This window comes from Pseudomonas sp. AC247, assembly GCF_979258015.1.
The window spans coordinates 2,806,511-2,829,703 of sequence record NZ_OZ409829.1; the positions used below are offsets into that span (position 1 = coordinate 2,806,511).

At 61.5% G+C, this 23,193-nt stretch carries 10 protein-coding genes; 1 reads left to right on the forward strand and 9 read right to left on the reverse strand.

The genetic code is table 11. The annotated features are described in order from the left end of the window. Nucleotides 1-81: 81 nt before the first annotated feature. The 7 genes from ACZZ0B_RS12805 to ACZZ0B_RS12835 all read right to left on the reverse strand — a co-directional run bounded on the left by ACZZ0B_RS12805 (nt 82) and on the right by ACZZ0B_RS12835 (nt 7,822). Nucleotides 82-1,485 carry an ABC transporter substrate-binding protein gene (locus tag ACZZ0B_RS12805; RefSeq protein WP_463545375.1) on the reverse strand — a complete coding sequence of 468 codons (1,404 nt, stop codon included), beginning with the start codon at nt 1,483-1,485 and terminating at the stop codon, nt 82-84. A gap of 230 nt (nt 1,486-1,715) precedes the next feature. Then, on the reverse strand, nt 1,716-1,961 hold the full coding sequence (locus ACZZ0B_RS12810; RefSeq protein WP_401389261.1) for a 4Fe-4S dicluster domain-containing protein: 246 nt from the start codon (nt 1,959-1,961) through the stop codon (nt 1,716-1,718). A 28-nt stretch (nt 1,962-1,989) separates the two neighbouring features. Then, on the reverse strand, nt 1,990-3,720 hold the full coding sequence (locus tag ACZZ0B_RS12815) for a fumarate reductase/succinate dehydrogenase flavoprotein subunit (RefSeq protein WP_463545376.1): 1,731 nt from the start codon (nt 3,718-3,720) through the stop codon (nt 1,990-1,992). Next, nucleotides 3,717-4,469 (reverse strand): GntR family transcriptional regulator, encoded by a 753-nt coding sequence (locus ACZZ0B_RS12820; RefSeq protein ID WP_463545377.1) that lies wholly within the window; start codon nt 4,467-4,469, stop codon nt 3,717-3,719. The genes ACZZ0B_RS12815 and ACZZ0B_RS12820 overlap by 4 nt, the downstream gene beginning before the upstream one ends. A gap of 220 nt (nt 4,470-4,689) precedes the next feature. Further along, nucleotides 4,690-5,658, reverse strand: coding sequence for a Gfo/Idh/MocA family protein (locus tag ACZZ0B_RS12825; RefSeq protein ID WP_440095201.1), 969 nt, complete (start codon nt 5,656-5,658; stop codon nt 4,690-4,692). Between the two features lie 10 nt (nt 5,659-5,668). Then, nucleotides 5,669-6,556 carry a Dyp-type peroxidase gene (locus ACZZ0B_RS12830; protein ID WP_440095199.1) on the reverse strand — a complete coding sequence of 296 codons (888 nt, stop codon included), beginning with the start codon at nt 6,554-6,556 and terminating at the stop codon, nt 5,669-5,671. Nucleotides 6,557-6,784: 228 nt separating this feature from the next. Then, the gene (locus ACZZ0B_RS12835; protein WP_463545378.1) at nt 6,785-7,822 is read right to left on the reverse strand and encodes an AraC family transcriptional regulator; all 1,038 of its coding nucleotides are present in this window, start codon (nt 7,820-7,822) and stop codon (nt 6,785-6,787) included. A 210-nt stretch (nt 7,823-8,032) separates the two neighbouring features. Here ACZZ0B_RS12835 and ACZZ0B_RS12840 point away from each other — a divergent pair, with 210 nt between their 5' ends. Beyond that, nucleotides 8,033-8,980: a SphA family protein gene (locus ACZZ0B_RS12840; protein ID WP_440095196.1), complete on the forward strand. Its 948-nt coding sequence runs from the start codon at nt 8,033-8,035 to the stop codon at nt 8,978-8,980. A gap of 189 nt (nt 8,981-9,169) precedes the next feature. Here the strand turns inward: ACZZ0B_RS12840 and ACZZ0B_RS12845 are convergent, their stop codons facing one another. Both ACZZ0B_RS12845 and ACZZ0B_RS12850 read right to left on the reverse strand, forming a co-directional pair. Further along, the gene (locus ACZZ0B_RS12845) at nt 9,170-21,667 is read right to left on the reverse strand and encodes a filamentous haemagglutinin family protein (protein ID WP_463545379.1); all 12,498 of its coding nucleotides are present in this window, start codon (nt 21,665-21,667) and stop codon (nt 9,170-9,172) included. Between the two features lie 203 nt (nt 21,668-21,870). Continuing rightward, entirely contained in the window at nt 21,871-22,977 is a 1,107-nt protein-coding gene (locus ACZZ0B_RS12850; RefSeq protein ID WP_440095192.1) for a substrate-binding domain-containing protein, read from the reverse strand. Nucleotides 22,978-23,193: the final 216 nt, after the last annotated feature.

Genomic DNA, 23,193 nt, shown 5'->3' on the forward strand with positions numbered 1-23,193 from the left:
GGCTGCGATCTTTTGATCTTGTTTTTTAAAGTCAACATCAAAAGATCGCAGCCTGCGGCAGCTCCTACAGGGGGATGTCGGTTAGCGGGTGGCGACGGCCTGGGTGGTGGCGTCGGTGAAATCGAGGACTTTGCCGCCCTGGGCCGAGGCGTATTGCTGGGCCTGGCCTTTGAGCAGGAACGCGCTCAGACGCCCTTTCGCATCACTGGCAAACCACGCCTGTTCAGCGAGCAACTTGATCCCGCTGTCACTGGCCTGCGCATACACCGCACGGATGTTTTTGCCTTCCTGCTTCAACGCGGCCAGTGCAGTGAACGCCTCTTCCGCCGAGGCGTACTGGCGCACTTTGTCTTCGCCGCGCACCCAGATTTCAGCGACATGGCTGAAGTCAGTGATCGCTTTACCGGACGCTGCATCCGTGGCCTTCAGCGGCGTCTGCGCGTAGTTGGCCAGTTGCGCGGTGTAATCGAGGTTCGATGCTTTGAACGCCGCACGGATGTACTGGTCGTCGATGAAATTGTTCAGATCGAGCCCGCGATCAGCCTTCTTCAGCAGCTTCAGCGTATCGATCGCCGTGCCGACCGCCTGGCGATATTCAGGCTTCCAGCTCAGGTCGCGGGTTTGCACACCGAGCGGGCCGTGGAACAGGTAATTCACCTCGGCATCGACACCGGTGACTTTGGCGATCAGTTCGCTGTATTTCTCAGGCTCAGCGGTGAGCAACTGATTGGCCTCGATGCTCGCGCGCAGGTAAGCAACGACGACCTCCGGATACTTCTTCGCGTACGCCTGATCCACCAGCGCACCGTGGAACGTCGGTGCATTGGCCTGGGCGCCGTCGTAGATCTTGCGGGCGAAGCCCCGGCTTGGGAACAGTTCGGCGAACGGCACAAAATCGGCGTGGGCGTCGATCTTGCCGGCCTGCAACGCGGAGCCGGCGACTTCTGGTGGCTGGGCGATGATGTTGACGTCTTTCAGCGGGTCCCAACCCTGCGCCGCCACGGCACGCAGCAACATGCCGTGGGCGGTGGAGGCAAACGGTACGGAAATAGTCTTGCCTTTGAGTTCGCTCAGCGACTGCACACCCGACGCGCTCGGCACGACGATGCCGTTGCCGCTGCCCTTGATACTGCCCGACAACACGCTGATGAACAGGCTGTGCTTGCCAGCGGTTTCAAACGCCACGCCGTTGAACGCGCCGGGGAAATCGGCCATGGCGCCGAAGTCGAGTTTGCCGGCAACCATCTCGTTGGTCAGCGGTGCGCCACTGGTGAAGTTCTTCCACTGCACGTCGTACTTGGCGTCTTTGTAGGCGCCGTCGTGGGGCAGGTATTTGTCGAGCAGGCCCAGCTCTCGAATCAACAACCCGCCAGCGGCGCAGTTGATGGTGGTGTCCTGGGTGCCGATGGCGATGCGGATGGTTTCGGCCGAGGCCGACAAGGTGAACGAAGCCAGTACCAGACCGGCGATTGCTGCACGCAACATGGTTGTTTCCCCTCGAATCATTTATTTGAGTTCGTCTCCGCCGCGATCAGGGCGCGGTGGGAAACGAGGGGTTTTCGGTGAATCCAGCGTCCGGTGTTTCCGGATGGCTTTGCGGTGTCGTAGATCTACTGTAGGAGTGAGCCTGCTCGCGATAGCGGTGTGTCAGCCAGCACATCTACATCTGACCCACCGCTATCGCGAGCAGGCTCACTCCTACAAGGGATCGGGTTTCAACGCAGGAGATAGGGGATGTCGACTTTCACGGCGCCCGTCGGGCAATCCTTCTCGCACGGCATGCAGTACCAGCATTCATCGAACGCCATGTAGGCCTTCTGCGTCGCCGGGTTGATCGCCAGCAAGTCCATCGGGCAAACGTCGATGCACACGGTGCAGCCCTTTTCGGCGATGCATTTGTCCTCGTCCACGGTGACGGGGGCGTTGGAGCGGAAGAAGATTTCCTGAGCTTGATAGGCCATGGTTCGGACTCTTTGATTTATTGATGTATCAAGCGGCGAAAGCGCCGACCCGCAAGCGGTCGTAGGCCTGCATTTCTTCGGCATCGAGCGGGATGATGTAAGGCTCGACGGCTTTCTTGAAACTGGTCATCTGGCCGTCATCACCCTTCTTCAGGTGGCAATGGCAGAACCACTCGCTGTCGTTGCGCTGCGGGTGATCGACGCGATAGTGGTACAGACCCCAACGGCTTTCGGCGCGGAACAATGAGGCGCGGGCGGCCATTTCGGCGCAGTCGCGGATCACGCTGGTCTCCATCGCACGCATCAGTTCGTGGGCGTTGTTGGCCTTCATCTGCTCGAGATCGCGTTCGATGTCGCTGAAGCGTTGCAGGCCGATCTGCATTTTCTTGGTGACTTTCGGCGGTTGCAGGTAATCGTTGACGAAGCGTCGTAGCTTGTACTCGACCTGTGCCGGCGGCAGGCCATGTTCGCGATCCAGCGGTGCGTAGACCCGGGCTTTTTCTTTCTCGATCTGCTCGGCATCCAGCGCGGAAAACTCGCGCCCGGCGACGAAATCAGCGGCGTTGTGCCCGGCAAACCAGCCGTAGGTGAACGCGCCGAGCATGTAGTTATGCGGCACAGCGGCCATGTCACCCGCCGAGTACAAGCCTTTCACCGAGGTCTCGGCGCGTTCATTGACCCACACGCCAGACGCCGAGTGACCGCTGCAAAAACCGATTTCGGAGATGTGCATTTCAACCATTTGCGTGCGGTAATCGGTGCCGCGATTGGCGTGAAACTGGCCGCGACTCGGGCGCTCGTTGCTGTGCAGGATTTCCTCGATGTTCTGGATGGTTTCCTCGGCCAGGTGATCGAGTTTGAGGAACACCGGGCCGTTGCCACTCTCCAGTTCCTGATGAAACTCCCACATCATCTGCCCGCTCCAGTAGTCGCACTCGATGAAGCGTTCGCCCTTGTTGTTGGCGGTATAGCCGCCCAACGGGCCGGTGACGTAAGCGCAGGCCGGGCCGTTGTAATCCTTGATCAGCGGGTTGATCTGGAAGCATTCGAGGTTGGCCAGTTCGGCGCCGGCGTGATAAGCCATCGCATAGCCGTCGCCGGCATTGGTCGGGTTTTCGTAGGTGCCCATCAGGTAGCCCGACGATGGCAGGCCGAGTCGTCCGGCGGCGCCGCAGGCGAGGATCACCGCTTTGGCTTTGATCACATGAAAGTCGGCGGTGCGGCAGTCGAAGCCCATCACACCGTTGACGGCGCCCTCCTCGTCAGTCAGCAACCGCGTGCAGACGAGGCGATTGGTGATGCTCACCCGCGCACGTTTCAACTGGCGATAAAGGACCTTTTTGATGTCGTGCCCTTCCGGCATCGGCAGCACGTAGGCGCCCATGTGATGGACTTTTTTCACCGCGTAATCGCCGGTTTCGTCCTTCTCGAACTTCACACCCCAGCGATCCAACTGTTCGATGGTTTCGAAGCTGTGGGTCGCGTAGGCATACACCGCAGCTTGGTTAACGATGCCGTCGTTGGCGATGGTGATTTCCTTGGTGTACTGCTCAGGCGTCGAGTGCCCGGGAATGATCGCGTTGTTCAGGCCGTCCATGCCCATGCTGATCGCGCCGCTGCGTTTGACGTTGGCCTTGTCGACCAGCAACACGCGCAAGTCGCGGTTCTTTTCCTTGGCTTTGATCGCGGCCATCGGGCCTGCTGTGCCACCGCCGATGACGACGATGTCGTATTCCTGTTCGAGAACGTTGCGGGTCATGCCTGCTCCCCTTTTTGCCGGTCGATCCGCAGGCGGTACTGGAACGCATCGCCACGGTAGTAAAGGTGTTCGAAGTCCAGCGGCTCGCCCTGCGCGTCGTGGGTCAGGCGTTCAATGCGCATGATCGGCGAGCCAGCCTCGACGTTCAGCGCCTGGGTCAGGTCGCTGTCGGCCAGCACCGCGTCGATGGCCAGATCTGCGTGGCCGAGGGCGATGCCGCAGTCGTTTTCGAGGATCAGGAAGATGTCGCGGGTGACCAGATCGGCCTTCTCCAGGCGCTCGCCGACGGCTTTTGGCAGGTAAGTGATTTCCAGCGAAATCGGCTCGCGATTGATCAACCGCACGCGTTTGATCTGCGCGACGATCTCGCCTTCGGCGACCTGCAAACGCTCGGCGACGCGCTTGTCGGCCGGGATGAATTTGAAGCTGCGCAGGCGGTTGATCACCTCGTAGCCACGCCCGGTCATCGACTCGGCGAGGCCTTGCAGGCTGCTGACGTTTTGAAAGGTTTTCGGCTTGGCGACGAAGGTGCCTTTGCCGTGGATCTTGAAGATCAGCCCCTCTTTTTGCAGATCGCCGAGCGCCTGACGCACGGTGATGCGGCTGACTTTGAACAGCGCACCCAGCTCGCTTTCGGAAGGCATCTGGCTGTCTTGCGGGTATTCGCCGTCGAGAATGCGCGCACGGAGGACGTCGCGTAATTGGGTGTGCAGAGGAACGCTACTGAGGGAGAGAACGTTATCGGTCATCACGGGATCACTTGTTATAACGAGTTATGACGTGATCTTAGAGTTGTTATGACAAGGTTAGAAAGATTGTTTGGGCATAACCTTAGATGCATGACACACGCGATTCCCTGTGGGAGCTGGCTTGCCAGCGATGGCGTTCTGTCAGCCAACTGATTGGCTATCTGAACCACCGCTATCGCTGGCAAGCCAGCTCCCACAGGGGATGGTGTAAGACTGGAGGTCAGTGGCGTTTGAGAATTTGATCCATGACCCAATCGGTCTTGAGCGCTTGTTCGGCGACGGCGGGATGTTCTGAACCACCACGAATATGCGCATTCATGCCCAGCACGTGATGCCACTGAATATGTTCGTGATGCGGGATTTCCAGGCTAATGATTTCATCGGCATGCAATTGCACGGGATGCTCATCAAACACCGAAAAACTGATCCGCCCAAGGCTGCCGATAATCTCGACGCGATCCTCGCGCCGATCCGCAACAAAATTCCAGCAACCCATGCCCAGCGCCCCGGAGGCAAACCGCCAACTGGCGCTGACGGCATCTTCGGCGGCATACAAACCGGCTTGACGCGCGGTGAATCCAGCGACTTCGACAATGTCGCCGAGCAGATACTGGAACAGGTCAAAGCCATGGCTGGCGAGGTCGGCAAAGTAACCGCCACCGGCCACCGCCGGATCGGTACGCCAGTTGTCGCGACCGTCCAGATCAACCGGCGACGGCGCTTTGCTCAGCGTCCAGCTCAGATGCCGAACCTCACCAATACGCCCCTCCTCCAGCCACTGCCGAACCTGCGCAAAACGCGGCAACGAACGGCGGTAGTAGGAAACAAACAAATGCAATCCGGCCTCGGCAAACGCCTGCTGCATCTCGCGGCTTTGCCCGGCGTTCAGCGCCATCGGCTTTTCCACGCAGCAATGTTTGCCGGCGGCAGCGACTTTCAGGCTGTAGGCGTGGTGGCTGTCGGGCGGCGTGGCGATGTACACCGCGTCGACCTCGGGATCGTTGATCAGCGCATCGACGTCGGTGTAGACCCGCGCAATGCCGTGGCGCGCGGCGTAGTCAGTCACCGCCTCAAGGCGTCGGCCCATCACCGCCACCAGCGCCGAACCGGGCGCCTTATAGAAGGCCGGCCCGCTCTTGCGTTCAGCGACGCTGCCGCAACCGATCATGCCCCAACGCACCACGTCCATGTCCATTCCTTTAGCCGATGCGCAAGGCGCGCAGATCGAGGTGACCGTCCTTCAGCGGCGGGCACCAGTAGTAGCCGCCGGTGATCGGCCGGCTGATGCGATACAAACCGTCGGTAATGCCATCTTCCAGGCCGCTCATGCGCCGCAATTGCGCTTCGAAGGCATCCAGCGAGAAACCAAAGGCGAGGAACATCAGCCCGGCGCGATCACCTTCAATCCACGGCATCGAGCGGCGCACGACGAACGCTTCCGGTGCGAAGCTTTCCTGCGCGGTGCGTTTGACGTGGGCGGAAACGGGCGCGTCGTCGATCTCTTCGTTGTCGCTGAGGCGACGGCCCATGATGTTGTCTTTGTCATCGGCCGAGAGTTTGTGGAAACCCTTGAGGTCGTGCTGCCACTGCTGGATCGCGGCGAAGCTGCCACCGATCATGCCGTCAGTGCCGGCGCTTTGCAGGGCGGCGGCGATGGCGGCTTCGTCGTGCGGGTTTTCGGTGCCGTCTTCGTAACCGGTGAGGTCGTGGCCGTCCTTGTGGCGGAAGGCTTCCTGCATTTCGACCAGGCGCAGCGCCGGGGCCAGTGCGGCTTCGAGGGCGTCGCAACGATTGAGCAGTTCACCACGGTCGACGCCGTGCAGCCAGACCCACAGTGCGTGTTGGGTCGACGGGTTTTCGACGCCGACGCCGCTCATGGCCGGGAAGCTGCGCAGGCCGTCGATCTGCACGTTGAGGGCCTTGGCCAGGGACTCGCCAAAACCGACCACTGCCGACTTGCCGTCCACCTGATTGATCAGGTTGTCGATCGCCTGCGGCAGTGCTGCTACCGACTCGAGGGCGAAAAACAGGTGGCGCGCTTGCGCAGGAACGGGGGTGGCGAGAATGCCCGGCTGGTAGTAACTCATGTGAACTCCTTGGAAAAGTGCGCGGGAGTTTACCTGTGGCCGGACAGTTTGTGGGGATTCAGAAGGCGCTGACGATGACCTGTGGCGAGGGAATTTATCCCTGATGGACTGCGAAGCAGCCCCAATTTCATTCAATTCGGTACATCTGATAAATCGCGGTGACCGGTTTTCAGGACTGCTTCGCAGCCCATCGGGGATAAATCCCCTCGCCACAAAGGGTCATGTGCACTAAGCCGTAGTGCTCTCATGCCGCCACGCACTCGGGCTGAGCCCCGTCCAGCGCTTGAACGCCCGGCGAAAACTGCGCACATCGCTGTAGCCGACTTCTTCAGTGATCCGCTCGATCGGCATATCAGGATTGGCCAGCAAACTCATCGTCCGCGCCTGGCGCACCTGCTCCAGCAGCGCCTCAAACGTCAGCGCATGCTCGGTCAAGCGCCGACGCAATGTGCGACTGCTCATGTTCAAATCACCGGCAATCTTTTCGATATGGCTGCCGCGACTCAGATCCCGGGCAATCGCCCGCTCCACCGCCTGAATCAGATCAAGCTTCTGATGCACCTGCGCCGCTTCCAGCTCCAGCAAGGCGACGGCCTGACGCAGCGCCAGCGAATGATGATTGGGCAAGTTGACGTCCAGCCATTGCACATCGATCAGCATGCGATTGTGCAAGCAACCAAAACGCACCTCCGGTCCCAGCAGACGATGGTATTCGCTGAGGTAATCCGGCGCGGCGTGCACAAACTCGACGGCAATCGGCTTGAAATCAGCGCCCGCCAAAGCTCGGCCGTACACCAGCAAACTGGCGAAAAACTCTTCCACCGCGAACACCTGAACATCGGCAAACAGCAAGCGACATTCAGCATCGAGATGCACCTGAGCGCCGACCACATCGACACTGGACACCACAATCCCGCCCGAGGTGTGCTGATGACGAATCCCGAGGGCAAAGGCATCGCGCAAAGTCTTGCACAGCGACAACACATGCCCAAGCAAACCCAGCGTACCCAGCACGTTCTGCGCGCCGACCCACAGCCCCAAACCTTGATTGGGCAGCACTTTGAGTGCGCGTTGAATCATTGCCACGGCCTGGCGATAGGAAATTCGCTGCGCCGGGTCTTGCAGATCTTCAAGGGTGAAGCCCAGGCCACGGCACAGGCTTTCGGGGTCGACGCCCTTGTTCTGCGCGACTTCGGCGAGGGTTTGCAGGAGGAACGGCGAGACCAGCGCCAGTTCGAAAGTCGGGTCTTGGACTTTTACATTCATGGGGATGACATTCCGGATCACGCTTGATTGTTATTTTTGTAACCGGTTATGTCGATGGAAGTTAGCACAGGGTTTGCCAGCTGTCCGCAGAAGTCCCCCTCAGTGTCCGCCAATACCCTGCCCTGCCGGGCGCCAAGCGCTTATTTCTAGAGTGCCGGGCGGACTGCGTGCCGGCGTTGCGCCCAAAACACAATAATAATGAGGACGGATATGCACCCGAACCGCGCGACATTCCCCCTGCGCCTGGCCCTTTGCTTGCTGGGCGGCGCCGTGACCCTACCAGCGTTGGCGACCGAAGCCGGCGTCGACAACATCGGCCCCGGCACCGACGGTTTCTTCATGTTGCCGCTGGAAGTAGACAGCCTTCCGGAGAACATGGTCGCGTTCAACCTCTACTACAACCACTACAAATCGCGCAGCCTGAACATCAGTTCACTGGGCGGCAAAGTGCACGATGTCGAGATCGAGTCGACCGCAGTGATCCCCCGCCTCGACTACCTGAGCCCGGTGCGCGTGTTTGGCGGGCGGCTGGCCGGCTACATCGCGCAGCCGTGGTTGAAGCAGGAAGTCTCGGTGTTCGGCCTGAGCGACACCCGCGAAGGCATGGGCGATACCACCATTGCGCCGATCATTCTGTGGGACATGGGCAAGAACCTGACCCTCGGCGCGGCCATCGAAGTCACCGTGCCGACCGGCGAATACAGCGTCGATCGGCTGGCCAACACCAGCAACAATTTCTACACCTACAAACCGTTGTTCTCCTTCACCTGGCTGCCGACCGACAAGACCGAAGTGTCGATGAAGACCACCTACAGCTTCAACGAGAAGAACAAGGACACCGACTACAAATCCGGGCAGATCTTCCACTTCGATTATTCGGCCAGCTACAAGATCACTGATGACTTGATGCTCGGCCTCAACGGCTACTACCTCAAGCAGACCACCGACGACAAACAGTTCGGCCACACCGTGCAGTTTGCCGGACAGGACGTCGATGACGGCGTGCGCGGCGAAGTCTTCGCGATTGGCCCGGCGCTGCACTTCACCTTTCTCAAGTACGCCAGCGCGGAGATTCGCTGGGCCAAGGAATTTGATGTGGAGAACCGCCCGCAAGGCGAAATGCTCTGGGCAAAAGTCAGCATCCCCTACGCCTTCTGAAACCCACCGCAATCCCCTGTGGGAGTGAGCCTGCTCGCGATAGCGGTGTGTCAGACAACACATCAGCAACTGACAAACCGCTATCGCGAGCAGGCTCACTCCTACAAGGGATGTGGCCAGTTCCGAAGTTTTTAGCAGACAAAAAAAGGGCGACCAACCGGCCGCCCAAACGTACTGCACGAGAGTCTGTTACAAGGTCAGTTGCCCACGCTCCTCCTCGGTCAACTGCTGTTTCGCCTGTTCATCCAGCGCCCCTGCCCCCAGCACCTGCACCGGGCTGTTCGGGTTGTAGCCCGGCGCCGGGGCACGGCTTGCACCATCGCGCGACGGCGCGAGTTGCTCATTGCCGAAACTCAATACCTGCACGGTAAACACCGACGCCTGGTTCTGCCGCGCTGCTGCTTGCTGCTGACGGGCGACGTCTTCCGCCGCTTGCGTGGCCGAGGATGCAGCGGAACTGGCTGATGTGATCGCGCCGGTGTTCACCGCCGACACCACCGGCACACCCGACGCCTTGCCCTGCACCGAAATGTTAGCGGCGTTGACCACCGTCAGTGCGGCAATGTTGACGTTGCCCGACACACGAATCCCCGCCTCGCCGGCATCAATGGTGCCGAGCGGCGCGATCAGGTCGATGTCACCCGGCGCCACTTCGGCGATCGGGTTGAGTGTGGCGATACCGGCGCCGGTGCTCGGTACCGACGGCGACAGGGTCACGTTGCCCCAAGTGTCGTAAACCCGTTTCGGCGGGGTGTAGACCACGGTGGTTTTCGAACCGCGACCGGCGTTGATGTCGCCCTCGGCGGACCAGCCGAGAATCGAGCCACCGAAGGTGGTCATGATCCGGCTCTGGCCGAGCAAGATGCTGCCCTGCGAGTAAAGCTGAATGTTGCCCGAGCCTTGGGTGATGATCCCCGCCGTCGACGGTGGTGCCGCGCCTTCGATGCCGAATACTTGACCACCGCCCGGCGTGAGCATCTGGATGTCGCCGCCGAACAGGGTCTTGACCCCAGCGCCGCCGTACAGCGTGATATCGCCGTCGTAGCGGATCGGATTGCCCGCCACATCAGTGCTCGGGAACAACGCGGCAATGGCGTTGCGACCGCGCAGATAGCTGCCAGTGCGCGGGCCGTCGACATCGTTGTATTCCAGACCGCCGGCACGCAGTTCAGCGAAGTACACCTGACGCGCGAAGATTGCCTGTTCAGCGCTCGGCATCGCGGCGTAGAACGCTTGTGCCTGTTCGGCATTGCCGCTGAAGCCATAGCCGAGGGTCAGCCAGCTCTGCAACTCGTCCAGGTAGGTCTTGACCACTTTGCCTGGCTGGCCGTTGAGAGAGGCCTGCGGATCAGCGAGGTTCTGCGGGTTCAGGTAACGCGCGATGAACCGTGAGTAATCCAGCCCTTGCGCGCCTGTGCCCGCCTGCAGCACCACACTGGCGCCAGGCCGCTGATCCCCGGCCACCAACGAACCCAGGCTGGTGATACTGGCGCGGTTCTCCATGAGGATGTTGCGCCCGGCGTTAATGTCCAGCGTGCCTGGGCCGGCAATATCGAAGCTGCTGTAAAGAATGTCGCGTCCGGCCGACACCCGCGATACATCTCGCGGGTCGTTATGAACGAACAGGTTGCCGGTCGAGGTGATGCCTTCCCGACCCACGCCCATCTCATCGGGCCGCACGGCTGTCGGTTGGCCCAGGTTGGTCCCGGATGCCACGATGTCACGTCCGGCAACCATCCAGACCGGGCCTGCGGCTTCGTACCACGTGCGTTTCGAGTTATCGAATCTCAACGTCTCACCACTGCGTATCCCCACCAGATCGCCGGTCAAGGCATAAAACCTTGCGGGTCCCTGCACGTCATTCAATCCGGAATAGCTGTTGGGACCAAAAGCGAACAACGGATAACGCGAATTGGCGTCAGGCTTGACACCGTCGCTGGCGTAGTTGCTGTTGAGGGGCTTCTGGACCCTACTGCTGGAGAAGGCTTGGAATGCCGGTTTGAAAGGCGTGGCAATGGCCAGTGGGCTAGCGCCGGATTGATTGATCGCATAGCCACCGGCATAGATGGAATCGCCGGCCAACAGTTCGAGTTGTCCGGCTGCCGAAGGTGCCAACAACAGTGAATACGCGGTAGTCGGCGCTGCGTTGCCCTCGCCGTATGCCGCCGATGGACCGGCATAAATCGACCCCTGAGCCGCCACAGCTCGAAGAATCGACGGATAGACAAAGCGCCCATCGGTGGGCGAGGTATTGGCGCCGTTCACAGGGTCGAGACGCCCATCGACCTCCGCCAATTGAGTACTCGGCGTGAGATTGCCACCGGCAGAAAACAGATCGATGGCGGTGTGATCGGTCCAGAGCGAGAAGCCGCTCAGGATGCCGCCGATACCCATATTGCCGCTGCTATCGAGCAGCGGCGAGGCATTGAACAGACGCACCCGACCGGGATCGGCCGCACCGCCCAGCACCAGATCACCCCGGGTGTTGAGGCTCATGCCCGAGTCACCAGGAATCAGCACCAGACCACCGGACGCGTTGCTGGTGGTCGAGGTGAAAGGATCCAGCGGTCGGGTTTCACGGACATCATGCGACTGTGAAATGGCACCGTATTGCAGGTTGATGCCGCCCAGTGCCCCGCCCGTCAATTGCGCCGCCCCGCGCAAATTGATCAGCGCGCCTTGCAGGTCGTGCCTCGGCGGCTTAGTCCCGTTATCCCCGGCCCGCGCTTGCAGCGATGGGTTCAGTGCGCCGCCGATGCGAATGTCCATATCGCCGCCGCCGGTCATCTGCACGCTGCCATCGCTGGCTATACGACCCGTGCTACCCACGGCAACGATAAGCCCTTGGCTGCGCGGATAATTGATGGCATCGCCCAACGGTTTGAGCATACCGGCGTCACCTCCGGCACGCAGGCTGATATTACCGCCGCCCAAGGTGCCGAAACCGGTGAAGCCCATCAGATACGGTTCGGTATTGCCGTCGGCTGTCATCAACTGAGTGGCGTAACTGCCGAAGTTGATCCACCAGGCGGTGGGCACATCCGGATTGCCTGTGCCTTGGCGCCACAGCCAGTTACCCACTGACGCGCTGGCAATCTGCTCACGGAAACCGCCACCCGACGATAGCGCCTTCTTGCCTATTGAATCGGCGGAAACCGAGCCCCCGGCGTTGATCGTCAGGTTGCCGCCCAACTGCGGATACCAGGCTTGATACAAGCTGTCCGCGCCACCGTTGACCCATTTCTCATAGTCGGCACCCGCCGTGCCCAGCACCGAATCGCTGTCCGAGAGATGCCCGCGTTTCTGGTTATAGAGCGGGTCAACGTTGGCTGACTGAGTGCCTGCGGTATACACGCCGAACGGCGAGTCCATGCTCAGATTGCCGGCGGCGATCAGGTCGAGATCGCCAGTGCCGGTGCGTAATACGCTGAACATCTGCGTATGGGCATTGGCGGATTTCCCCGGATTGTTGCCGATGCACAGATCAGGTTGTACTTCACAGATAATCTGGAAGTCTTCCGGGACTGGCTCATAATCGGCTCCCAATCCGCTGCCTGGTGCCCAGACCCAGCGCGCCATGGGTGCGCAGCTACCCACCTGTACATCGCAAAGGGGAAGATACTCATCTGGCACAGGCTCAAACTCGGCAAAACCAAACGGGTTGTCAGCAGTCCAGACCAGTTTCCCCGCCGAAGTTGTCACTTTCACCCCGTAGTGAGTATCCGCCAGGCGCAGATTGCCCTCAGTGGTCAGCGGCCGCACCGCCCGACTGTCAGCGGCGCCAAGATCTGCACCCGCCACCACCCGCATCGACCACGACGCACTGCCCGACGGCAACATGCTCGCCACTGCCCAGTTCTTGCCTTGCTGGTCGCCGGTAAACGGACGCAGTTCGATCAATGAAGTGCCGTCGGCCAGTTTCACGTCGGTCATGGAAGGAATCAGCGATCCGCGCAGCAATGCCAGCGAACCACTCAGCCTGACCCCGGAAACGCTTTGCAGGTCGGCGTTGTAAACCCCCGGCAACGGCACGCCTTTGGGCCAGTTCATGGCTTGCAGGCTGGTCGCCTTGTTCAGACGGATACCGGCACCCAAACGGCTGTTCGCCGGCACCGTCACACTGTCACTGAACAACGTCCCCGCCGCGTACAGCAGGTTGCCACTGGCATCATGGATGGCCCCGGCCAACACCGTGCCGGCGCTAAAGGTATACGCCTCAGCCAACACTGCCTGAGTCGGCAGCAACGTGCCGCTGGCCAACACCGCGCCCTGAATTGTCACGTCGTAATTGAGCGTGGCGCCAACCGGGAACTGTGTCCCTTCAGCCAGCGAAACCCCGCTGCCCGGCACGATCAGATCAGCGCCGAACGGCTGCACACCGGCAATCAATTTCCAGCCGGCGTCGTCCTGAGTTACCGGCGGCGGCGCGAAACCGTCGTTGATGCTGCCGTAAATATCGAGGTTGCCACCCGCGCGGATCACCAGGTTGCCGGCCTCACCGGAACCGTACACCGCCGGGTTCAAGCGCGTGTGCGGATTGAGGCTGGCATAGCGATAACCGGACAAGTCCAGATCGCCCTCCACCACCAGGTCGCCGTCGGCCGTCTTGCTGGCGATTTCCACGCCCGGACGCAAATGGAATGCATCGGCGTAGGCAGCGTTGTTCAGACCGGCGAGTTTGCGTTGCAGCAGATCGCTGTTGCCCAGCGCCGCATTGATGAAGGTGTTGCTGTCGCCATGGATGCGATCAAGCATGGCCTGATCGATGACTTGATACGGTCGGCCACTGACCGCTTGATCGACGCCATCGCGGGCATCGGTGTAGCGGCGTGTAGCGTTGAGGCCAATGGAGCGAGCGCCCTGAATGGTCAACGCACCGCTGGCGTCGATGGCGATGTCATTGCTGCCCAGACGCGGCGCGTTCAATTCCAGGGTGCCGCGCAGCATTCCGTCGTGTTGACCGGCGAGGAAACCGGGCAGCGCATCGGTGCCGTGACGCAGGTCGATGCGCGCGCCGGATGCCAGCGTGAGCACGCCCTCGCCGGAATTGAGCTCCACCGTGGCGCGGTTCGGCGCATCGATGATCTTGCCGTAGCTGTCGACGCGCAAGACTCGACCGTGGGCGTCGAGCACGCTGTTGCCGGCCAGCGTCATACCGTTTTTCGCCGCCAGACGAATGTTGCCGACGCGCTCGCCACTGGCGTCAATCAGACCGGCCACCGTCAGGCTGCCGTTGTCCACCGAGACATTGATGTCACCGGCCTTGAGGCCATCGCCGATCACAAGATTGCCTTGCTTGAGCTGCAAACTGCGGCTGCCGAACACCTGTCCGGCGTTCAGGCGTTGATTGAGTGCGGCGAACTGCGCCGAGGCATCCCCACCGAGGTTTTGCGCGCGGATGTCCACGCCCCCGGCCTTGTACGGCACCAGCGTGCCGCCGGCATCGTAATAACCGCTGCTGCCGCCGAGGATTTCACCCTGCAAGTCGACTGTCCCGGCAACGTCGCCCAGCGCAGTGGCCGTGAGGTTGCCGGCCTGATGATTCTTCGCCGACAGATCAATCCGCGAGCCCGCCGCCTGCCGGATATTGCCGTTGGCGCTGTACAGCGACACGTCGCCGCCCCAGCTGTACTTGTTCACATCGTTGAACGGCAACGTACGCCCGGCAATGTCCAGCACCGCAGCATTGCCGAGGGTCAAATCGCCTTCGGACTTGACCGTCAGCTTGCCGCTGGCCAGGGCGATACGGCTATCGAGCACGATGTTGCGAGCCTCAAGGTTCAACTCGGCACCCAGCGCGTCCGCCACCCCGGCAGCCCCGCCACCGCTGAGCGTCAGATTGTTGCCAGCCTTGAGCACACTGACCGACGCCGCTTCACCGGTAAGCAACGGCGTACGCAGATTCAGGTTGCCGCCGCTGTAGCGGTAACCCTTGACCGGGTCGTAAGTGCCCTGCTCCTGATACACCGCGAGGCTGCCCTTGTGGTTGGCGGTGATGCGGTCGCTGGCGGTCAGGTTGACGTTGGCAAAACCCAGCGCCAGACGATTGTTCTGATCCAGGCCGCTCGCTTGCGGCATCGAGTCGTAACCCAACTCGATACGTTGCGCCTGAATGTCCAGCGTGCCGCTGCCCGTACCGGCGCCAGCGGTGATCACGCCGCCAGGGCTTTGCGTGGCGCCGTTCCAGATCAAATTGGCGGTGCGGATGCTCGCCACATCGTTGGCATTGCCCAAGCCATAGATCGCCGGAGTGACCAGCACCAGGTTCTGCAATTTACTCTGGCCGGTCTGCGGATCGAGAGTGTCGAGGCTCACGTTGCCGTAGAAATTGAAAGCATCGCGGGTGGTCAGGCTCAGGGTTTCCAACGCCGGTGCGCCGTACTGCGTATCGCCACGCAGCAGGCGATTGAGCACGTTTTGGTTGAGCATCAACCCCGCCGGTACGCGACTGCCTGCCGCTGCCAGTGCTTCGGCGCTGCCGGCGTTGACCGAGCCGACCGAAAGCGCCAGGTGGCGCGTGCCGAAACGCACCGCTTCGTCGAGTTCGAATTGATTATCCGTGGCGGCCGTCAGACTGCCGTCCGAATAAAGGATCGCCGGGTTGCTGCACACAGTCGTGGTGCAGACACCGATGCGGATGCTGCCACCGCCGGAAATGCCGCTGGCCGCTTTCGGCGCCAGAACATGGGTCCAGCCGTTGGAAGCGAGCAACAGACTGGATTGGTCAGGCTGATAGAAATAGCCGGCCGTTGAGTCGTAGGCCACATCGCCGCGTCCCAGTGTATTGATCCCGGCCCCCGCCTCGACCGTGATGCCACCAAGGGTCGACGTGGTGCGCAACAAGACTTCCGGCGCCGACAGGATCGCCCCTTCACGCAGAACAATGTCTTTGCTGGTGCCAAGGAATCCGATGATGTTGGCCGAGTTGCCGTACATGACATTCGGCATCGCTCCGATGCTCAGGCGTCCGGCGTTGAGGTTGTTGAGCGTGTCCGCGTAGACCGAGACGCCATCGAAGTCAGCGGTTGGCGCAAGCCCTGCACCAAGGATTTCAAAGTTCGCGCCGGCATTGCCCCCGCGCAATACGGCGGTGCCGGTAAAGCCACCCTCGGCGGCCTTGAACAGCGCCTGCCCGTTGAACTGCAAAGCAATGTCTTGTTCGCCACCGGCGTTCAGACGCAAGTCCAGCGTCTTGCCGTCCATGGGTGCCAGCGCACGCGGCACGCCCCGTCGCGCGGCATCGCTGTAGATGAACTGGGTCAAGCTGGTTTCGTTGTATTGCGAGTAGCGGCGCAACACATCGGCAGACGTCAGGATCACTTGACTGGCGAGGCTGTCACGCAAAGCGGTATTGGCAATCGACATCTGCCCGCTGCTGGTCCAGGAACCGTTGCGCAGTTGTAGCGCAGGCGTCGTCCCGCTCGGCGTCGCCTGAGCATTCACTTCAACGCGGAACGCCCCCGGCAACAGGGCAAAGCTGGAGGGCAACAAGGTATAGGTGCCGGCTGCCAGACCGGGCACGCCGGCGCCAAGGGTGATCTGCTGGCCGACCCGCGGATCTACCGCAGCGGCCTCTGCCACCACCGGCGCATACACGCTCTGATTGCCCGGCACGATGGCGTACACCGGATTGCTCGCAAGCCCTGGCAAGCTGAAGGTGCCGTCAGCGGCATTGCGCACCAACGGATTGAGACGGGCATCGGTGGAGCCGCCGCGCCCTGAAACGAAACCGGCGCCGCGAAGATCACCGCCACCGGACAGATCAAGAGTCGCACCGCCCTGTACATCGATGTATTGCGAGTTGACGACCACGCCATTGGTTTGGCCAGTGATGCCATTCAAGATGACCGACTTGTCGTTGTAGCGATAGTCGATGCCGTCGGTGGTGCCACCGTAAGGCATGACCAGCCCGGCGGCGCTGACCGACGTCATGCTGCCCGGCAACAGGCGCACCTCACGTGTGGCGGTTAGAACATCGTCACCCAGGGTAATCAGGCCCAACGGTGCACGGATCACCCCGCCCTGCTCGATGGTGCCTGCGGTCAGGCTCAAACTGCCGAATACAGAATAAGGCACCGCCGCAGGTGCCGCGCCGCGACCGCTGATCCGCAGGGTGTGTTCGTTCGCCCGGTCGGCGCCCTGATAGCCGGCGCGGACGTCAGCCTGCACGCCCGTGGCGGGGTAGATTTGCGCCGCACCGAGATTCAAGTCTCCCGGGGTCCACACGCGGGTTTTTTCGGCACGGTCATTGGGCGCGAGGAAACGCAGGTCACCGCTGCTGTCGAGCGACACCAGGCCGAATGCCCGGCGGCTGTATGCAACGGCAGGTCCTTGCTGTTGCAAGATCGCACCCTGCGTACCGAACGACAGTCCGTTGCCCACATCCAGCAGATTCGCCGAGGCATTGAACGTGGCCTGCGACAATCGGTTCGTGGGATTGAGGGTCACCCGTGGCCGCGTCATGGTGGGCGCTTCAAAGTAAGTACCGACACCGGACAGGCGCAGGTACGGCGCGCGCAAATCGATACGTGCCGCATCAGTGGAATTTTCTGCCAGCGAGAGCGCCCCGGCATACAGATTGAGGCTCTGATTCATGTGCAAATTGACGTCACCGTCAAACGACAGCAAGCCGTTGCTCAGCAGACTCAGGTTGTCGAAACCGCCGGCCATCAACTCATCCGCACTCAGGCGCGTCTGCCCGTAGCGCAAACTATCGTCGCCATCGCCCGGCCGCAGGTTGGCGGACAGCTTCTGGTCCCCAGAGCCTTGCCCGATAATGATTTCCCTCGGCGCGCGCACCGCATTGCCTGCCGAATCCAAGTACAACGGGACCTCAAGCGCCAGCTCCAGACGCCCACCGGCAGCGCCGACACCTCCGGCCGCCGCACGCAAGCTGCCCTCCATGAACAAGCCGTTGTAGGAGCTCAGGCTGATGCGCCCGCCATCGGTTGCAACGCGGGTCGGCTCCTGATCGGCGATATCGAGAACAGCTTCGGTGCCGGACGCATCGATTCGAGCCCCTTGACGAACGATGACATAGGCATCGGCCGCTGTGGCCGTCGCCAGTTTCGGGTCAATTTCGCCACCAATGATGATGCTGCCGCCCTTGCCGACCTGACCGTACGTGCGCCCCAGAACATCAATGGCCGTATTGGCGCGTCCGGCGACATCCAGTACGGCCTGCTCGCCGATCCAGATCGAACGGTTGTGCGCAGTCGAATCCGCCACTTGATTGGAGGTGCCCGGGTTGATCGCGCCAAACTGTTGCTGACGAATATCAATCGTCCCGCCCCAGGCATTCAGTTCACCTTCGACCGTAATCTGCCCCGCCCCGCGCAGCTTGATGCTCTGCCCCGGATCGACACTGATGCGCGAACCGCGGCCCAGGGTCAACGGGCTGTTGGCGGCATCAATCAAGCCGATCAGGCTGGCGCCGCCCTGCAGCATCAGGCTGGCGCCGGCGCGTTGGGTCAGCAGGCCCTTGGCCGGGTTTTCCTGGAACAGCGTCGGCGTCCACAACTCAAGCGCCGTTTGCGGATCGACACCACTGACCTGATTCGGCGCGGCATCACCGAATCGGAACACCGGCAGGGTGACGTCAATCGCGGTGTCTTCGGCAACATCCAGCCCGCTCAGGCCGATCAGGTTGTAGGCGGAAAACCCCTTGCTGAACAGATCGCCGGACAGTTGCAGGGTGTTGTCGGTCAATGCCTGGTCGGTCTGGCCAACGAGGATCTTGTTGGCCTGCACCGTCAGCGTGCCGCCGCCCGTAACGCCGTAGCCACGCAACTCACCCGCAAGGTCGAGATGGGTTTTACCGGGCGCCGAAATCGCACTGGATTCCAGCGTCAAGTCGCCGCCCTTGCCACCCCGGGTCTTGCCGTTGGCCAGCACAGCGCCGCCGGAGGACACATCGAGCAGACTGCCCGCGCCGATATCGATATCGCCACTGCTGCGGACCGATACCAGGCCGCCATTCAAGTACGCGAGGTTCGCGCCATCGTCCGGGTTAGTGCGCAAATTGCTCCACACGCCACGCGTATCGAGTCGCACACCGTCGGCCACGTTGACCTGCGTCGTCTTGTCGGCCTTGGCCGTGAGCCGAGTGTCGGCGGTATCGCTGGAGAGGAATTGATTGAGCACGTTGCCCAGGCGCAGGCTACCGCCACGCGCAGTCAGGTCAGAGCCGATCTGCACATCCGGGGCATACAGGGTGATGTCGCCACCGTTATCGACCGTCAGTGCGCCGTCGACGACGACCTGATCCTTAGCCGCCACTTTGAGCGCACCGAGGCGCAAGCCATTGAGTTGATCGTTATCGAGAAACAACTTGCCCTTGCGTGCATCGGACACCGCCCCGGCCAGGTCCAGATCACTGCCGGCAAGCGGACGTTCGCCGCCCATTTGCACCTGGTCCAGAGTCGGATTGAGCGTATACAACAAGCCACTCGCCGCCGCGACGTAGGTCGGCTCGTAACTGCCGACGATCAATTGCGCTCGCCGCGCCAGTGCTGTCTGACTTTGTTCATAGCCGTCGAGCACCGGTTTCGGCGCCTGATTCTGCCGTTCGCCCTGATACACCTCGCCGATCATTTGCCCGTCGAGTACCGCATTGGCAGTGGCGATCACCAGTTGCCCGGCGTCGCGGCCGACGGTGTAACCCGACTCGAACCGTGAGCGCGGCGCGATCAGCGGGTTGTAGAAGTAACTGGTCTGGCCCCAGCGTTCGCTGCTGTCCTCATAGCCTTTGTACAGCCCGGTGTAGAGCAGATCGCCTGGCGCGTGCGAGACTTCGTAAAGTTTGCCGTCGGCACCGCGCAGCCAGCTCTGACGAATCTGGCCGCTCTGCACATCCAGCGTGCCGCCAGACAGATTGATCAGCGACCCCTTCTCGGTGACCACGTCGTTACCGGCGAAACTCACCGTACCGCCCTGGGCCATCCATTCGCCGATGCTGTGGCCTTGGGTGCCGAGGTAACCGCCCACTTCCAGCAAGCCACCCGCCGTGTACCAGCGATCCGTGGCATAGCCGTTGGTGCCGGCCGGCACGTAGACCAATTCGCGGACATCGACCCAGACGTCGTTGCTGTTGAGCGCGCCCTTCTCGCGGTTGATCGACGCGTCGCGCTGTTCGTTGCCCTGCACGTTGATCTTGATGTTGTTGTTTTCCATCGCGACCTTGACGCCGAGGGCGCCGGACACATCGATCATCGCGCCATCACGGACCACACTGCGTCGTTGCGCACTGACCGCGACCTGGCCGCCGGTCGCCAAGGTAATCGAGCCGTTCTGGAACTCGACGCTGCCGCCGCTCTGGATCTCGATGCGCGATTGATCGCCACGGATGCGGTTGTTGGCGTTGACGCCGGTCAGCGCGGCGTCGCGTTGACTGTCGAGCGCCGTGAGGTCGCTGCTGTCGAGCATGATTGCCGTGGCGCTGCCCTGCCCCAGCGTGACGCTGCCGGTGCTGTCAGTGCTCGGGTTGAGCAAATGAATCGTGCCGCGCGTGGACACCGAAGTGCTGGCGAGCAAAACACCGTTCTGCACCACTTCATGACCGGCCAGGGTGATGTCGCCGGTGGCGGACTGAATCAGCCCGTTGTTGGTGACTTTGCCGGCAACGGCCCCGGCCTTGAAGCCCGGCGTGACCTCACTGCCAAACGTCGTCGAAAAGGTATTACCCTCAGTGCCCGAGCCTTTGCGAATGTAAAAGCGATCACCAGCAGCCAACACCGTCTGCCCTTTGGCGGTACTGATGCTGCCGTCGTTCTGCACTTCGTTGCCCAGCAGTAACGCATAGCCACCGGCATCGGTGGACACCGCCGGTTTGTGCGTCTCGATGGACGCGCCGCGCTCCACCAACACCTTGCCAGCCGCGTCGGTGAACGTCGGCTGAGTGCCGGTGCTGTCGAAATACAGCCCACGGTCGCGGAACTGGATATCGGTGATATTGGCCGCCGCCGCCACCAGGTTGCGCACGTTGACCTGGCTGCTGCCGCTGAAAACGATGCCGTTGCGGTTGACCAGCATCACCGTGCCGGCGCCCTTGATCTGCCCCTGAATCTGACTGGCCCGCGCACTCGGGTCGTTGACCCGGTTGAGCACCGCCCAGTTCGCTTGTTGAGCGAATTCGACCGTGGTGTTGCGGCCGACGTTGAAGGTTTCCCAGTTGAGGATCGCTTTGTCGGCGGTCTGCTCGATCTGCACCGTGGTCTTGCCGTCAGCCTGAGTCTGCTGTGGGCCCTTGGCGTTCTGCCAACCCTGGGCGAGGCTGTTATCGACTTTCAAACCGCCCTCACCCAGACCGTCCGGCACAAACTGCACCGTGCCCAGCGCCGCTGCACGTCCGGCCGCCTGCGCCGCTTGTTGTGCGGCAATCGCGGCAACGGTGTTGTTCAAGGTCTGGATCGAACGCTGCAGCTGCTGATTGGCTTTTTGTTGTTGAGCCAGCGGTGGCGTCATGCCCGGCAAACCGCCCATGCTCGGCCGTGCCGCCGCGGCTTGCTGCGCTGCGCCCTTGGCAGCAAACCAGCTCGAACTGAACGCCGTCTGCGCCTGCGCACTGCCCGCCACCAGACACAACGCCACGGCGTGCGCCAACGGCTTGAGCAGCCACAGCGTCGGCTCCAGAGCTTCACGCCTGGAGGACAGAACACGGGTACGACGACGGGATGGGCGAGCGAGCATCACTACGAGATCCTTTTTTGATTGCCACACTTGGGTGGCCAAAGCTGCCGCAGGCCTGCAAAAACCTGCTGTTACGACATAGGCCGTTGGCGAGGGCCGCGACCGAACGGATGTCACACAAACTTCATGTTCGAGGAGTAGTCGGGCAAAAAAAATGACGGCAACCCGAAGGTTGCCGTCATTTGTGTTACGGCAGTCTGAGCTTAAGGACGACCGATAGCGTTGCAGACGCTGGCGTTGTTGATGTCCAGGTTGTTGCCCGACGAGTTGGTGATGAAGTTGGCGGTTACAGCGGTTTTCCAGGCGGTAGGCACAGCGACGAATTTGTGAGCCTGAGTCGCGGCGTTATTGCCCGGGTTGCTGTAGTGGGTGGTCAGGAACGCTTTAACGTCAGCGGCCACGGCTGCATCCTTGTAGCACTGGCCGAAGATGAAGTTGGTGTAAGCAGCCAGTTTGTAACCGGAAGTCGGGTTAGGCACCACTGGCGACCAGTTGGCCGGGTTTGCGGCCTGGGCTGCAGTCGAAGGCGCGGACGCCGACAACAGTGCCAGCGTGACGTTGGCCGACGTTGGCTGAACGCCGTTTACGCGAGCAACGACAGCGTTGCTGGTAGCGTCGACACCGTCCGGACCGACATAACCGATGGAGCCATCAACCGCGTTAACGGCAGTGGCAACATCAGAAGTGTTGGCAACGCCGACCCAGCCAGTAGGCAGAGCGCCGCCACCGACGCGAGCGGCAGTGAAGGTCGAGTTGGTCACGAACTGACTCGAGCAAACCGAGTTCAGGTGACGGGTGAGGATTTCCGTAGTACCGCTGGAAACGTTGCGATAAACCACGCGGATCGGGGTGGTGTCAGCCGTTCCCAGCAGAGCGCCCCAAGTGGTTTTAGCGCCGGAGAAAGCATCGCACAGCTGAGCGCTGGTCAGGTTCAGAGCAGTCTGGCCGGATTTTTTGTAAGGGATAGCAACCGAAGTGGCCACCGAAGGCAGTTGGATCAGCGGGCCGTACGAAGCACCGAAGTCGGTGTTGTAGGTGCTGAGTTCCGAAGCGCTGAGGATCGAGTCGCTACCGGCGAAGTGCACGGTGCCGGTGGTGCCGAAGCCAGCCGGGTTGTTCTTCAGGAAAGCAGTCTTGCCACCGCCGCTACCGATGGCGGCGTAGGAGAAGTTGGCTGGCAGGATGCTGTCGGCAGAACCTTTGTACAGAGCGGCAGGCAGCGTTGCACCACCACCGGTAACGGCCATGGCTTGCGCGGAAGCCAGAGCGGCGACGGTCAGGGAGGCGGCGATCAGAGTGCGCTTGAACATGAAGAATCTCCTTTTCAACTGGTTTGTGAACACAGGTTTTCGGGGTTGCTTGCATGACACTGGGAAGACTCACCGGGCCCTCGCTGGCGTTGGCCGTGGTGAAGTCGCACTGAGAAATTCGCAGTTTCCGGTGACAGATAAAGGAAAAAACCTCGGGAGCTGCGAGGTGTTTCTGAAGGCATTTTCTCGGGTGTTTGCGCTGGCCGGCGGCGCGTC

Coding starts and splice junctions, on each gene's coding strand:
- ACZZ0B_RS12805 (WP_463545375.1), bottom strand. CDS start 1,485: ATGTTGCGTGCAGCAATCGCCGGTCTGGTACTGGCTTCGTTCACCTTG.
- ACZZ0B_RS12810 (WP_401389261.1), bottom strand. CDS start 1,961: ATGGCCTATCAAGCTCAGGAAATCTTCTTCCGCTCCAACGCCCCCGTC.
- ACZZ0B_RS12815 (WP_463545376.1), bottom strand. CDS start 3,720: ATGACCCGCAACGTTCTCGAACAGGAATACGACATCGTCGTCATCGGC.
- ACZZ0B_RS12820 (WP_463545377.1), bottom strand. CDS start 4,469: ATGACCGATAACGTTCTCTCCCTCAGTAGCGTTCCTCTGCACACCCAA.
- ACZZ0B_RS12825 (WP_440095201.1), bottom strand. CDS start 5,658: ATGGACGTGGTGCGTTGGGGCATGATCGGTTGCGGCAGCGTCGCTGAA.
- ACZZ0B_RS12830 (WP_440095199.1), bottom strand. CDS start 6,556: ATGAGTTACTACCAGCCGGGCATTCTCGCCACCCCCGTTCCTGCGCAA.
- ACZZ0B_RS12835 (WP_463545378.1), bottom strand. CDS start 7,822: ATGAATGTAAAAGTCCAAGACCCGACTTTCGAACTGGCGCTGGTCTCG.
- ACZZ0B_RS12840 (WP_440095196.1), top strand. CDS start 8,033: ATGCACCCGAACCGCGCGACATTCCCCCTGCGCCTGGCCCTTTGCTTG.
- ACZZ0B_RS12845 (WP_463545379.1), bottom strand. CDS start 21,667: ATGCTCGCTCGCCCATCCCGTCGTCGTACCCGTGTTCTGTCCTCCAGG.
- ACZZ0B_RS12850 (WP_440095192.1), bottom strand. CDS start 22,977: ATGTTCAAGCGCACTCTGATCGCCGCCTCCCTGACCGTCGCCGCTCTG.